Annotated in this window: 12 protein-coding genes; 5 read left to right on the top strand and 7 right to left on the bottom strand. The window is 39.5% G+C overall.

Annotated elements, in window-relative coordinates; all coding sequences use genetic code 11:
• Positions 1 to 2: 2 nt before the first annotated feature.
• The 6 genes from yabN to pth all read right to left on the bottom strand — a co-directional run bounded on the left by yabN (position 3) and on the right by pth (position 8,436).
• Positions 3 to 1,466: a bifunctional methyltransferase/pyrophosphohydrolase YabN gene (gene yabN, locus R6U77_RS04400; RefSeq protein ID WP_319837585.1), complete on the bottom strand. Its 1,464-nt coding sequence runs from the start codon at positions 1,464 to 1,466 to the stop codon at positions 3 to 5.
• Positions 1,467 to 1,474: 8 nt separating this feature from the next.
• Complete coding sequence (locus tag R6U77_RS04405) at positions 1,475 to 3,058, bottom strand: putative polysaccharide biosynthesis protein (RefSeq protein ID WP_319837586.1); 1,584 nt, start codon at positions 3,056 to 3,058, stop codon at positions 1,475 to 1,477.
• 187 nt (positions 3,059 to 3,245) lie between these two features.
• Complete coding sequence (spoVT, locus tag R6U77_RS04410; RefSeq protein WP_293929511.1) at positions 3,246 to 3,782, bottom strand: stage V sporulation protein T; 537 nt, start codon at positions 3,780 to 3,782, stop codon at positions 3,246 to 3,248.
• A 159-nt stretch (positions 3,783 to 3,941) separates the two neighbouring features.
• Complete coding sequence (gene mfd / locus R6U77_RS04415) at positions 3,942 to 7,463, bottom strand: transcription-repair coupling factor (protein WP_319837587.1); 3,522 nt, start codon at positions 7,461 to 7,463, stop codon at positions 3,942 to 3,944.
• Positions 7,464 to 7,586: 123 nt separating this feature from the next.
• On the bottom strand, positions 7,587 to 7,814 hold the full coding sequence (locus tag R6U77_RS04420) for an anti-sigma-F factor Fin (protein ID WP_319837588.1): 228 nt from the start codon (positions 7,812 to 7,814) through the stop codon (positions 7,587 to 7,589).
• A gap of 58 nt (positions 7,815 to 7,872) precedes the next feature.
• On the bottom strand, positions 7,873 to 8,436 hold the full coding sequence (gene pth, locus R6U77_RS04425) for an aminoacyl-tRNA hydrolase (protein WP_293929513.1): 564 nt from the start codon (positions 8,434 to 8,436) through the stop codon (positions 7,873 to 7,875).
• Between the two features lie 502 nt (positions 8,437 to 8,938).
• Between pth and R6U77_RS04430 the strand changes: the two genes are divergently transcribed.
• The 5 genes from R6U77_RS04430 to R6U77_RS04450 all read left to right on the top strand — a co-directional run bounded on the left by R6U77_RS04430 (position 8,939) and on the right by R6U77_RS04450 (position 11,452).
• On the top strand, positions 8,939 to 9,133 hold the full coding sequence (locus R6U77_RS04430; protein ID WP_319837589.1) for a hypothetical protein: 195 nt from the start codon (positions 8,939 to 8,941) through the stop codon (positions 9,131 to 9,133).
• Positions 9,126 to 9,308: a hypothetical protein gene (locus tag R6U77_RS04435; RefSeq protein WP_319837590.1), complete on the top strand. Its 183-nt coding sequence runs from the start codon at positions 9,126 to 9,128 to the stop codon at positions 9,306 to 9,308. The genes R6U77_RS04430 and R6U77_RS04435 overlap by 8 nt, the downstream gene beginning before the upstream one ends.
• Before the next feature lie 59 nt (positions 9,309 to 9,367).
• Entirely contained in the window at positions 9,368 to 9,709 is a 342-nt protein-coding gene (locus R6U77_RS04440; protein ID WP_319837591.1) for a hypothetical protein, read from the top strand.
• Positions 9,710 to 9,746: 37 nt separating this feature from the next.
• Positions 9,747 to 9,926, top strand: a complete 180-nt coding sequence (locus R6U77_RS04445; protein WP_319837592.1) for a hypothetical protein — start codon at positions 9,747 to 9,749, stop codon at positions 9,924 to 9,926.
• A 200-nt stretch (positions 9,927 to 10,126) separates the two neighbouring features.
• Positions 10,127 to 11,452: an IS3 family transposase gene (locus tag R6U77_RS04450; protein WP_319836349.1), complete on the top strand. Its 1,326-nt coding sequence runs from the start codon at positions 10,127 to 10,129 to the stop codon at positions 11,450 to 11,452.
• A 70-nt stretch (positions 11,453 to 11,522) separates the two neighbouring features.
• Here R6U77_RS04450 and R6U77_RS04455 read toward each other — a convergent pair whose 3' ends face one another.
• Positions 11,523 to 13,196: an alkaline phosphatase gene (locus R6U77_RS04455; protein ID WP_319837593.1), complete on the bottom strand. Its 1,674-nt coding sequence runs from the start codon at positions 13,194 to 13,196 to the stop codon at positions 11,523 to 11,525.
• Positions 13,197 to 14,147 lie beyond the last annotated feature (951 nt).

Consider the following 14,147-nt stretch of genomic DNA (forward strand, 5'->3'; position numbering starts at 1 on the left):
AATTATTCTCCCTTTTCCTGCTTTTTTGCCTCATTCCAAAAGGCGTCTAATTGTTCTAACGTGAATGCTGTGAAATCTTGTCCACTCGCCTTTACTTGCTGCTCCACATAGCCAAAGCGACGGGCAAATTTTTCATTTGCATGAATCATTGCTTCCTCTGGGGAAATTTTATAGAAGCGTGCAATATTCACTAATGTAAATAAGACATCACCGAATTCATCAAGGCGTGAATTTGCTGAGCCTTCTGTAATCTCTTTGCGGAATTCCTGCCATTCCTCCGCAAATTTGTCCCATGCATCATCAGCATTTGGCCAGTCAAAGCCAACAGATGCCGCCTTCTTTTGGTAATTATAAGATGTTTGCAATGATGAGTCTACACGGTATTCGCCTGCTAAAAGCGGCTCCTCTGACTCACCCTTTTCCTGACGCTTAATTGCCTCCCAATTTGCTACAACTGCATCGGCATCCTCTGCTGATACATCGCCGAAAACATGTGGATGACGACGAATCATTTTTTCGCTAACTGATGCCAGCACTTCCTCTAAATTAAAATAGCCGTTATCTTCACCAATTTGCGCATGTAAAAATACTTGTAACAGGACATCGCCTAGCTCCTCGACCATTGCGAAATCATCTTCCGAATCAACAGCCGCTAAAAACTCATGTGTTTCCTCAATTAAATATTTTTTCAATGATTCATGTGTTTGCTTGCGATCCCAAGGACAGCCATTTGGTCCGCGCAATACCGCAATAATACGGCGCAATGTCGTCCAATCACGCAGTGCATCCTCGTCTGTTGTTACAGGTGGCACGTAGACGGTTGTCAAATTGTTCAGCTCTGCCGCTTGGTCTAACTCGTATAGTGGTACCGTCACTAACTTTTCCTGAGATGAGCCTGCTGCTGTCACGATCGTCACAGGATAATCATCGCGATACTTCTCCATTAATGTGAGCTTGACCTCTGAGGCACTGAACTCATCATATACTTGTGCAATTAAAATATGCTGACGCATGTTCAGTTCATCCATCGTCAAGTTTGTGCCATCTAATAATTGAAAGCCTTCGATTGGATCAATTTGCAGTGCAGTAAAAATTGGGTCGAGGAAGCTTTGTCCCCCCTCAATTTTCAACGCAATTTGTCCATTGCGGGCTGCCTCAATTAAATGCTGTACCGTTTGCTCTGCAACAAGCGGATGTCCTGGTACTGCATATAATATCGGCTCATGCTGTACTGCTTCCATTAAATATGTAGCGATTTCCTCATAAACAGGCTGGAATGTATCATGCTTTTCATAAATAGCATCGAAGCTATGAAATTCGATACCTCCCGCTGTCAAATCCTTGATAACAGGATGATCGAGCGTGCGTACATATAGCTTTTGAGCTTTTGTTAATTTTTTATAAATGCCTAGTGGGAGCTGCTCAAAATCAGCTGCGCCTAAGCCGATTACTGTTAATTCATTCATCATTTTTCCTACTTTCTTTGATTCAGCCACAATTGGTATAGTGCCATCCGACGACCAAATGGAATTAAAAACCATTCCTTTTCCTTTAGTACACGGCTTTTCGCAAGTATCGTCATAAACGTAGCTGCACCTACTGAAATTAAAATCACACTCATCATCGCAGCCTGCATACGCCCATCTACTGCACTAAGCAATATGGAGCAAATAAAAGCACTCGCCTCTACTACTACAATCATCGCCATGCTTGCCAGTGCAAGCGTCTTGTAAAAGGCATTCGGTGCTAATCGAACATTGACAATTCGCTTTACATATAGCATAAGGAAAATCGCACTAAGGAACAAGCCAAAATCACTGGCGAATGCTGCACCACTAATGCCAATGAGCGGGAGCAACCATATATTGCCTAGCCATTTTACAATAAAGCCTGCAATCACTATCAATGCAGGTACTTTCAATTTTCCATAGCCTTGCAAAATCGCTGTGAATGTTAAAATAATTGAAAACGGAATAATTTGCACAACCACAACCATTAAAACCGTTGATAGGTCTGTTGTTGTAAATAGCAGCTCATTGACATATGGCATCGTAATAACTAATCCGAGTGCGGCTGCCGTTCCAAATAATAGTGCTGTACGATATGTCAGCTGTACAAATGGAATTGCTCCCCGCCCCGCTGTTTTTACTTTTTGCGCAATGAGTGGCACAATGGCTAACGATAGCGATGAAGCAATCACGACACCTAGCTGGACAAGTGGCTGCCCTCGATCATAAATTCCCTTTTGTGCCATTGCCTGCTCCGTCAGCATTCCTTGCTCTAGCAGCGCTGTATAAACCGTAAAGGAATCCACTAGCTGAAAGCCTAATAGCATTAAGCTGCTTAAGCTGACACTTAAGCTAAACAATGTTACATCTTTAATAATCGGCCATGCATTTATTTTTGTAGCATGTCGCACAGGCTCAAATTGTTTACGCATATAGATGAGCAGAAGTGCTATGCCTGCAATTTCCCCGACTACCGCACCCAACACCGCCATATTGCCTGCTGCATAAATCGACTTCGATGTTTGCATCACTAACAATGTGCCACCTAAAATGACGAAGACACGAATCAATTGCTCAAACACCTGTGCATAAGCAACAGGCTCCATTACACCCTTGGCTTGGAAAGCTCCCTTTAATAAAGCAAGTGTCGGCATACAAAGTGTCACAAATGCGCCCGTCTGCAATAACGGTTCTAGTTTGTCATCACCCATCCATTGTGCCAATGTCTGTGCACCAAAAAATAATAAACTAAAAAACAAAACAGAAAGAACTGTTAAATAGCTAAAAATAACTTTAGAAATTGCCCGTCGTACACTTACATCCGTCGTATCTGCCAGCATTTTCGAAATCGCTACGGCAAAGCCACCAGATGTCCATACAACAAAAAATGAAATAAAGGGATACACTTGATGATAAACGTAAAACCCTTCATCCCCAACTAAATTTTGAAAAGGCACGCGATAAACCGCACTCAGCACTTTTACTAAAAGTGCTGCTAGCGTCAATAAAAGCGCACCTCTCATATATTTTTTCATTCCATATTGCGTCATCGTTACAACCCTTCCTCATCTATACGAGTGCCTACAGTATAGCATGAATACAGCAGCTCTCGTAGAAGGACTGTTTTGCTCAGGAGAAGTTGCGCCTCGAAATTGTGTGAGAATTGTGTGTGTGCCTGGCACCGCATAACAAAAAACCACCAAATGAGCTCATTCGCTGCATCCAGTGGCTTTGGAATTAATGCTGCATTTGCTTCGCTAAAAATGTTGCGCTTAGCTCCGCTGCTTTTTGTTCGACTTCACCGATAAAGTGTGCCTTGGAAAATAAATAAACGGCTCCAATAATATCGCCATTGTTAACGATTGGTACGATACAGTAAGACTTTACCTGCTCAAACTGTCCTGGTACAATTTCCAAAGTTGTTTCCAATTTTTCGAGCGTCGTATTACGAGATTTCAAGCAGTCCTCTGCAAAGGCAGATAGTCTACGATTGACATACTCCTTTTTCGAGGCACCTGCAATCGCAATGACTTCATCACGGTCACTAATTAGTGCAGGTGTGCCAAACGTTTCATAAAGCGATTCTACATATTCCTGTGCAAATTCACCTAAATCATTAATTGGTGAGTATTTTTTTAAAATTACTTCGCCTTCTCGGTCTGTATAAATTTCAAGCGGATCTCCCTCGCGAATACGCATCGTGCGTCTAATTTCTTTCGGAATAACAACTCGTCCTAAATCATCAATACGTCGTACAATTCCTGTTGCTTTCATTATTAATTGCCTCACTTTCAACAAATTCAAACTATGCTTTTTCCTAGTATGGTGTAAAATGTTGAAATGTATGCAAGCTCAACCAAAAAATTTTGGCAGTTGGAAAAGAGAGAACTTTTCCAACTGCCATATTTTTTAACCTCTATAATGTTTTCAATATCACTGCTCCACAGGCTCTTTTATTGCCTCGGCAATAATTTGCATCATGCCTTCTAATACATCAAATGGCAAATGCTTGTTACAGCGCTTGCTGTCGATTGTTATTGTCAGCTTCACGCCATCCATGCTGAAGCCTGTTGCGCGCTCGTATTTCATTGATTCAGAAACAATTTTTCCACCATCTACTTGCGCTGTACCTTGCTCTGATAAATGAATGGAAATCACGCCCTGCTTTTCTTTAATTGACTCAACGCCTGCTGCTAAAGCCCATACCTTCATGCGCGCAATGCGTAGTAAGCGCACCGTTTCTGTTGGTACATCACCGAAGCGATCCTGCATTTCATCAATAATTTCTACATAATCCTCGACATGCTCCATCGCTTTAATACGCTTATACATTTGAATTTTTTGATAGCCATCTGGAATATAAGCATCAGGAATATATGCCTCTGTATGCAAAATAATTTCGACGTCTGGCTTCTCTTCCTTTTTCACACCTGTTTGACGCTCGACAATTGCCTCCTCTAACATTTGTGAATATAAGTCAAAGCCGACTGCATCAATGAAGCCGTGCTGCTGTGCACCTAATAAGTTTCCTGCTCCACGAATTGATAAATCGCGCATCGCAATTTTAAAGCCTGAGCCCAATTCAGTAAATTCTTTAATCGCCTGTAAGCGCTGCTCTGCCACATCTGTCAGCACTTTGTCGCGCTGATACATGAAATAAGCATATGCGACACGATTTGAGCGTCCAACACGTCCACGCAATTGATAAAGCTGTGACAGCCCCATACGATCGGCATCATGCACAATTAATGTATTAACATTTGGAATATCGACACCTGTTTCAATAATTGTTGTTGTAACAAGCACATCGTATTCCCCCTCTAAAAACTCCAAAATCGTCGCCTCTAGCTCTGATTCTGTCATTCTACCATGTGCAAAGCCGATACGTGCTTCTGGCACTAGCATTTGAATTTCCTCAACACGGCGAGCCATATCCTCTACACGATTATATAAATAAAACGTTTGCCCACCGCGCGCCATTTCTCGCTCAATTGCCTCACGCACAAGCGCTCCGTTATGCTCCATAACATATGTTTGCACAGGGAAGCGGTTTTGTGGTGGTGTTTCAATAACAGATAAATCTCGCACACCAACCATCGACATATGCAATGTACGTGGAATCGGCGTAGCTGTTAATGTCAGCACATCGACATTTGTTTTGAGCTGCTTAATTTTTTCTTTGTGCGTTACACCAAAGCGCTGCTCTTCATCCACAATCAGCAATCCTAAATCGTTATAAACAACATCCTTTGATAACATGCGATGTGTGCCAATTACCATATCAACTGTTCCATTGCGCAAGCCCTTTATTGTTTCCGTTTGCTGCTTTTTCGTGCGGAAACGGCTTAATAAGCCAACATTAATAGCTTGCTCTTCGAAGCGCTGCTGCATCGTTTCAAAATGCTGCTGTGCCAAAATCGTTGTTGGCACTAAAAAGGCAACCTGCTTGCCATCCTGAATCGCTTTAAATGCCGCACGAATCGCTACCTCCGTTTTACCGTAGCCAACGTCACCACAAACAAGACGGTCCATCGGTCGCTCACGCTCCATATCGCGCTTCACTTCAATAATTGTGCGCAGCTGGTCCTCTGTTTCCTCATAAGGGAATAAATCCTCAAATGCACGTATGTCATCTGAATCAGGAGAGAAAGCAAAGCCCTTCTCTGCCTCACGTTTTGCATAAAGCTTAATTAAATCATCTGCAATATCCTGTACCGCAGAAGCCACCTTCGCCTTTGCCTTTTTCCATTCTGGTCCACCTAGCTTATGTAGCTTCGGCTCCTTGTCCTCTGACCCAACAAATTTTTGCACTAAGTCGATTTGGTCAACAGATACATAGAGCTTATCGTCTGCTCTGTAGCGAATATGCAAATAATCTTTATGCTGACCACCAACAACGAGTGTCTCAATACCGATATATTTCCCTACACCGTGATGCACATGCACAACATAATCGCCAGGCTGAATTTCCGAGTAGCTTTTAATGCGCTCTGCATTGGACATTTTTTGTGAGCGTGCTCGTTTTCTTGTCTGCTGCTTAAATAGCTCGTCATCTGTTACAACCGCTATTTTTTGAAGTGGTAGCTCAAAGCCATTCGTTAATGCGACATCAATTAAATAAATGCCTGCTCCTTGCCCTAATCCTAGCTGTGCATGAATTTGATAGTCTTCCAATGTACGCTGAATCGCTGCAAGACGCTCTTTGCCTTCTGCTGCAAATAAAATAGTATATTTCTCCTGCTGCCAACGCCCAAGCTCTGATTGCAGCAAAGCAATTTGCCCATGAAACTGCTGCATCGGCTTACAAGAAAAGTTCACTGTTTTATTAAACTTGAAGCCTGAAAACGTTCTTGTGAATAACGCAAAATAATAGTTTGGTAATGTGAGCATCGCATCAATTTCTTTTAATGTGAACGATGGCTTTACATCATGCAGCATTTTGCCCTCTTCAATTAACGATAAAAACCATTCCGTCTCCTCGCGCTCCCATGCATCTGCTACTTCTTGAATGCGCCCAAGCTCATCCCAAAAGACGATACCATCCTGTGCAAAATAATCACCTAAAAATGTTTGCTGCTCAAACAATAATGAGCCATACTTTGCGACAGTATCAGGCAAATTTCCATCCTTCAATAACGCAATATCTTGTTGAATATATTGGTAAAGCAGCTCTTGAATTTCCTGCTTTTTTACTTTTTTTAAGCTATTTGCTAGCGCTTCCTCTAAACGAACTGCGAGCTGTACGCGCTGCTCTGCATTTAACAGCAATTCTGCTGCTGGTAGAATGCGTACACTGCTCAGCTTATCAATTGAGCGCTGGTCATCTGCTGAAAATGTTCGAATTGAGTCTACCTCTGTATCAAATAACTCGATACGAACTGGTGCCTCTGCATCGAGCGGATAAATATCTAAAATTCCTCCACGCACTGCAAATTCGCCTGGTGTTGTCACCATTTGACTGCGACTATACCCCATTGTCACAAGCTGATTCAGCCATTCCTCAATGACAATTTCCTCGCCGACTGCTGTATGCAATATATGTGACTGCCATATATTCATTGGCGTCATCATTTTGCGCATACCTGCAACAGGAATAATATAAATGCCACGCTTATGATTAACTAAATAGTCAAGTGTCGTAATTCGCTGTGCTCGAAGCTCTGGGGATGCTACAGACATCCCTGCTGCAATAAACTCCTCGGCTGGGTAATAGTGCACCTCCTCCTCTCCAACAAGTGCTGTTAAATCATCCACTAGTTTTTGTGCTTGCAATAAGTTTGGCGCTAACACATACAACGGTCGCCCTGTTTCTAAATAAACGGCTTGTAACAATGCTGGCCTAGCGCCACCTGTTAAGCCTGTTACTAATTGGCTTGCTTGACGGTCCTTCGTTACTTGCTGTAAAAATGCATTTATATGCTTATCTTGCGAGAATAATTGATGAAAAACTTCCATAGCAAAGCCTCCTTTCGTAGAGCCCTTAATTTTCGCATATAGGTAAATATTTCAATAAAAGTACAAGTAGCTGTCCGAAAAATAGAAATCCATCTACTTTTCGGACAGCTTAAGTTTATTATTTTATTGCAGCCATTTTTTTAATGCGTGATAATCAGGAAACTGCCTTAAGGAGTCTTCACAGTGCTCACATATACAATGCACTGTTGTATCTCCGCACTCGTCCCTTTCCACATAATCATCCACTTCACCAATTTCAAATTGATGAAGCTTACGAATTGTTTCATCCGCATCAAATGGCAATGTCCCAATCTCTGTTTCACAATGTCTACAACGATAACGAACTGACAAGGCAAGTCCTCCTTCAAATACATATCTGTATTCAAAGTATAGACTTTCTGTTGTTTATTTATGCACCGTTAAAGACATTCATTACATCTAAAAACTTTTTCGTTAACGCCAATTCCACAGCATCGCAAGATTTTTTAATCGCATCGTCCATAATCGGTCGTTCGTCCTGCGAGTATTTTGATAGTACATAATCTGCTACCTTCATGCCTGCTGGTGGGCGATTCACGCCAACACGAATACGATTAAAATCCTGCGTTCCTAAGTGCTGAATTAATGATTTAATCCCATTATGTCCACCAGCACTTCCCTTTTGACGTAAACGCAGCTTACCTGTTTCTAAATCTAAATCATCATAAATGACGATAATATCCTCTACGGCAATATCAAAATAATCCATTATCGGACGCACACATTCCCCCGATAAATTCATATATGTTAACGGCTTTAACAACATTACTTTACCTTCTGGACGGTGCAGCGTCGCATACATGCCATTAAATTTCGTTTGATTTAATGGTGCTCCCCATTTTTCAGCTAATGCATCAATCACATCAAAGCCAATATTATGACGTGTATGCGCATATTGCTTGCCAGGGTTGCCTAAACCAATAATCAATTTCATCTATGTTCACCCTTTTAGTTTTATCTACTTATGCAATTCTAGCCTATTCTACCATAGAAATTGCTCAGTGTCCTTTGTTGGTGATTTTGTCCTGTATGTATCATTCTCTAATTGTTAGAGCTAGATAAAGCATCTAATAATTTAGATAAAAAATGAACTATAAAAAATAAAGTTAATCCTATAATCAATATTAAAAAGTCATTTGCTAATAGCCTTTTGTCATAAAAATGCTGTGAAAAGGAATTTATCAGTAATACGCCTCCCCAAAATACAAAAGTGCACCAATAAGCGTTATTCGCATATTTAATCTTATGATCACTTGTTTTGAAAAACATCTTTTCTTACTTCCTCCTTAAAAACTCGTCTCATTGCTAGAATAACACAATTTTTTACAGATGCTAGATTATTCCTACTATAGACACCGCATCATTTTTATGCGGAATCACGCAATTGTTTTTTTATTTCCTTAACTTTACAATGGGGAATAAGGGAGGTTTTATAGATGGAAGATAAAAAAGTGATGATTACATTAACAATCATCTGTATGTTCGGTATAACGGGAACTTTATATACAGCAATTTTAGATGGAAGATTTAATTGGTCACCCTTTGTTTTAGCATTATCGTCAGGCTTCTTTTTATGGTATGTCAACGACACTCGTAAAAAAGTAAACGAAAGAAAGAACAGTCATGAGTAATAATGGAAGAGCTAATTTATTTTTTATTTTATGTGCAATTATATTTTTAAATAATTTTGTGGCAATTTTATTAAAAACAGAAGTTAATAAAACATCTTTTACCTTGTCCATGGTGTTAGGAACTTGGTTGTTGATTAATGGCATTATCTATAAACGAAGGGCAAAAAATGAATAAAGGGGTATTGGCACTATCTTATACTATCCCTATACTGCTACCTACAGGAGAAAAGTGAAATGACGTTCATCGTCAAGGTGTTCTTTTTAATCGCAACAATATCGTGCTTTTATCTTGCCAGCGTTACACAAACACCAGCTAAACACTACTTTTTTGTTTTAGCTATTTGGTTCATTTATATGTTTATTAATAACCGCCTTGCGAAAAATAATGCACAAAATATAAAATTTTTAAGTATGCTAGTGGATATCTTTATTGCTTTTATTCCCCTTGTTAGCTACTTCTTATTTCAGCAATTTCACGAATATAGTAGATGGTTAGTTATCATACTGCTTATTCTTATAAGTGGGAATTTATTAATAAAAATGCAAAGTAAGTTGTTACTTGATAGGGATAAGTAGCAAAGTATCACTTTAATTAGTAAGGAGAAATAGAGCAATGAACGGTTATATGAAGCTTATGATTGTCTTATTTTCAGCCATGTTAATTTCTAATGGGCTAACACGCGTTCTCGAACATTCCAATGTGTTTGTCAGGATTTATGGAGCTATTCAAGTAGCACTAGGTATATATGGTGGCTTCCTCTTAATAAAAAATAGATTGATTGAAAACAAGTAGGGCTCATGTTGAAAAGTTTTTTGATTTTTGCCAGCGTCACACTCATTTATTTACAAATGAAAACAGCCTTCTCTAAATATAAAAAGGAGCGGCCCAAAATAATATGGTACCTGTGGAGTGGACACTTGAAAAAGAGTGTGCACTTCACAGGTATTTTTTATATACTTGATTCTCAAGCAACTAAAGGACGGACAACAACGATGAGTAAACAATTATTTTCACCAAAACAGATGGAACAACTACAACAGAATCCACATGTAGTCAAAGTAACCGAACGAACAATTACGTACGCAGATACATTTAAAAGCCAATTTATCGATGAGTATTTGGCTGGTAAAACACCAAGACAGATCTTTAGCGAATATGGCTTTGATATCGAAGTGCTCGGGATGAAGCGTGTTGAACAAGCTTCTTCACGTTGGCGAAAAGCGTATGATCAAAATGGATTAATTGGTCTGACAGATACGCGAAAAACGAGCTCAGGCAGACCGTTACAGCGTGAATTAACCATGACAGAAATGGTAGAAAGACAAGCGGCTCGTATTGAATTATTAGAAGGACAAATCGAGCTACTAAAAAAGCTCGAAGTGACCGAAAGGAGGCTGCTCAGCGACAGTCAAAAACAAAGCGCACGTAAAGTATTTCAACTCATTGCAGATACGCTTAAGCAGTTTCCATTTAAACGCATGGTGACGTATTTTTGTACGCTTTTAAACGTCTCTCGTTCAGGCTATTATCGCTTTTTAGAGACAGAAGAAGCACGAGCTGTAAAGGAAAAACGAGATGAAGAAGCACGCGACCAGATCTTAAAAGCCTTTAAGCGTCGTGGTTATAAGAAAGGTTCACGCTCGATTAAAATGACGCTTGAACAAGATTTTGATCTCGTCATGAACCGAAAGAAAATCCAGCGTATTATGCGTAAATATGGCGTCGTTTGCCCACATCGTAAACCGAATCCCTATAAACAAATGGCGAAAGCAACGAAAGAACATCGCGTGGTGCCGAATTTATTAAACCGTGAATTCAAACAAGGTGTGGCAGGTAAAGTATTACTAACAGACATCAGCTATATTCCATACAACGGAACGATGGCTTATTTATCGACCATAAAAGACGGCTCAACGAATGAAATTTTAGCGTATCATGTATCAGACCGTATTACGCTAGGTATCGCCACAACAACGGTGAAAAAACTCTTCCGTAATAAACGTGTAAAGCTCCAGCCAGATGCTTTCATCCACTCCGATCAAGGTGTTCATTATACAAGCCCTAAATTCCAAAAGCTTTTAAAGCACTACAAACTTGGTCAATCGATGTCACGTCGAGGTAACTGTTGGGATAATGCCCCACAAGAATCCTTCTTCGGACACTTAAAAGACGAGGTTGATTTCAGCATGGCCAAAACGTTAGACGAGGTACGTGCTAAAATCGATCACTACATGGTCTACTACAATAATTATCGCTATCAATGGAACCTAAAAAAGATGGCTCCTGTACAATACAGAAACCATCTCTTGGCAGCCTAAACCCTTTTTTACATTTGTCCTTGACTAAGGGACCATATTAAAATGACTTTTCGGACGCCCTCTTTGTTGTTTACTTAATCTCCTGTAAAAGCTTTTGCGAAATGTAGAAATCAGCACCATTGTACACATTGATTGTATCGAATGTATGTGTTTTCTTATTATTTGTCGCTGTGTTCTCGTAAATCATTGTATTTTTATTTACTGGAATTTTCACTGTTACATCAGCTTTTTGCGCAATAAATACTGGGTTTTCTTTATCCGTTAAATCAATTTTTGTTGTAAAGCCTTTTTCCGTAAGAGCTTTTGTTGCGGGTACATATAGCTCGTCTGTTAATGTCGCTAAATCAAAGCCCATAAATTCTGCCATGGCATGTGCTAAATCTGTGTTTTCTACTAATCCTGCTACTTTCGAAGGTCCGAATGAATATAGGAATACATCGTCACCTGTGTGTCCGCCTGTTGTATAGCCGATATTTGCACGATTCGCTAACATTTTAACCATTGCGTTGCCTAAGTTTTCAGCATTTTGTAGTATTGCCAGTTCTTCCTCTGTCAATTCATCTAATCCATAAAGTGCTGCTACTTCTGCTAAGTTTGAACGGTCTTCTTTTAATTGGCTTAAAGCACCTTCAATTGTCATTGTCGCCTTTTTCAATGGGTCAATATATGCAGAAACTGGGATACTTGAATATGTGCCTGATGTGTTGAGGTTCCCCATTGTAATACCGCTGTTGCCATGGTCTGTTACCGCAATAACCAAAGTATTGCCATCTTCCTTCGCAAACTCCACTGCCTCTTTTACCGCATCATCAAATGATAAAATATCGCTAATCATCCCGATTGTATCGTTTGCATGTGCAGCCCAGTCTACTTTACTGCCTTCAACAAATAGGAAGAAGCCGTCCTCATCCTTTTTCAATGTATCGATTGCCTTATTGGTCATTTCAGCTAATGTCGGCTCAGAGGGCTTTGTTGTTGCACGATCAAAGTCATAGGCAAGAGCGCTTGGTGCAAAGCTACCCCAAATTTTAGAGGCATTTGTATTTAATAATTCATCACGCGTTTGTACAAAAGCATAATTTTTATCCTTTAATACATCTAATAAATTTTCGCCGTCTTTGCGCACATTTTTTACTGAACCTAATTTAAATGCAGCAGAGGCTTGCTCCAATTCACCAGGAACTAATGAATCATAGCCGCCACCTAACACAACATCGATATTTTGATAAACTTGTTGCTCAGCAATATCATCATATTGGCTACGATTTTTCGCATGTGCAGAAAAGCCCGCTGGTGTTGCATGCTGAATTTCAGAAGTAGAAATTAAGCCAGTCGCCTTTCCTTGCTGTTTTGCACCTTCAAGCACATTTGCTACAGGTTTAAATGCATCTTCCTCAGCAACTTGCTCCAGACCAGGTGAATTAACTACAGATGGCAGTACACCAATATATTTATCATTTGATTTATGTCCAGTTGCTAACGCTGTTGCTGCTGGTGCAGAGTCTGTAATGGCTGATTCTGCTGAATACGTGCGGACAGCCCCTGTTAAAATTTCGTCCATTGCTAATTTTTCGCCTTTATACCAGCGAGCTAGCGTCACCGCATTATTGCTACTGCCATCCATCACAAGCATAATGACATTTTTAGGCTTTGCTACTTCAGCAGCTTGTACCTCCTGTTGTGGAATACTAACTGCTGATAAAGCGATTGTACTTGCCAAAAACAATGATGCGTATTTTTTCATGATTTCCTTTTCCTCCTCAAACTCTGTTCATCTATTTGTAAGTGTAAAGGAGTTTTGTGAAGCTAACGTTAATAAAAAATATGAATATTGTAAAATCTCACAACAGCCTTAAATAGAAAGCCTGAGAAAACAACGATGCTTCCTCAGGCTTTTATTTAGCTTTATTATAGGTTGGGGTATTTAACAAATGAATAATGGAAAGCCAAAATAAAGAAAAACCTATACGAAAAAGCAAACTGACAATACTAGCATGATAACTAAACATATCATTGAAAAATAAAAATGTGGATAAGAAGATGATGCTAAAAATGATGGTATTTCGATTTATCATTTTGCTCTCTTTCCTTTCAAACTTATCATAATCTATCTATGTATTAATCAATGACCCATGACCCCATAATCAGCATAACACCCATTACAACAGTCAAATATAGAGGATTTCCGATTTTGTATTTTCGGGTGACCATATACACAATCCCAGTTAAAACCATTATGATACTTACTTTTATCACGATTGTTCTCCCTTCATTTTAACTTTCTCTCATCTATTTTATACTGAATATTACACATACCGCAGCGAAATCATGCAATTGTCACTACAAAGGAGAAGGCTATATAGTATTCAGTAGGGGGTACAAGAGAAAAGAATGAACTATGTAAAATGCATTGTTATTTTATTATAACAAAGATATGTGGGTGCTAGTAATTAACCGCTATTTGGGAGATTATGAATACATTCATCTCCTGTTACTCGGTATATTCTTTTTCGTGTTACTTACTATATTTCAAGCTTTTTAGAAATGCTAATATATGATTAAGATGCTAAATAGCCATTTATCCTAAAAAACAGGATAGATGGCTATTTAGTATGTATATTCAACTAATATAGAAATTTTTGTATATTATTAAAACTATTCATTCTTTAAACGGTTAATTACTTTGCTAACTATC

This window comes from Lysinibacillus louembei (assembly GCF_033880585.1).
Classification (GTDB): domain Bacteria; phylum Bacillota; class Bacilli; order Bacillales_A; family Planococcaceae; genus Metasolibacillus; species Metasolibacillus louembei.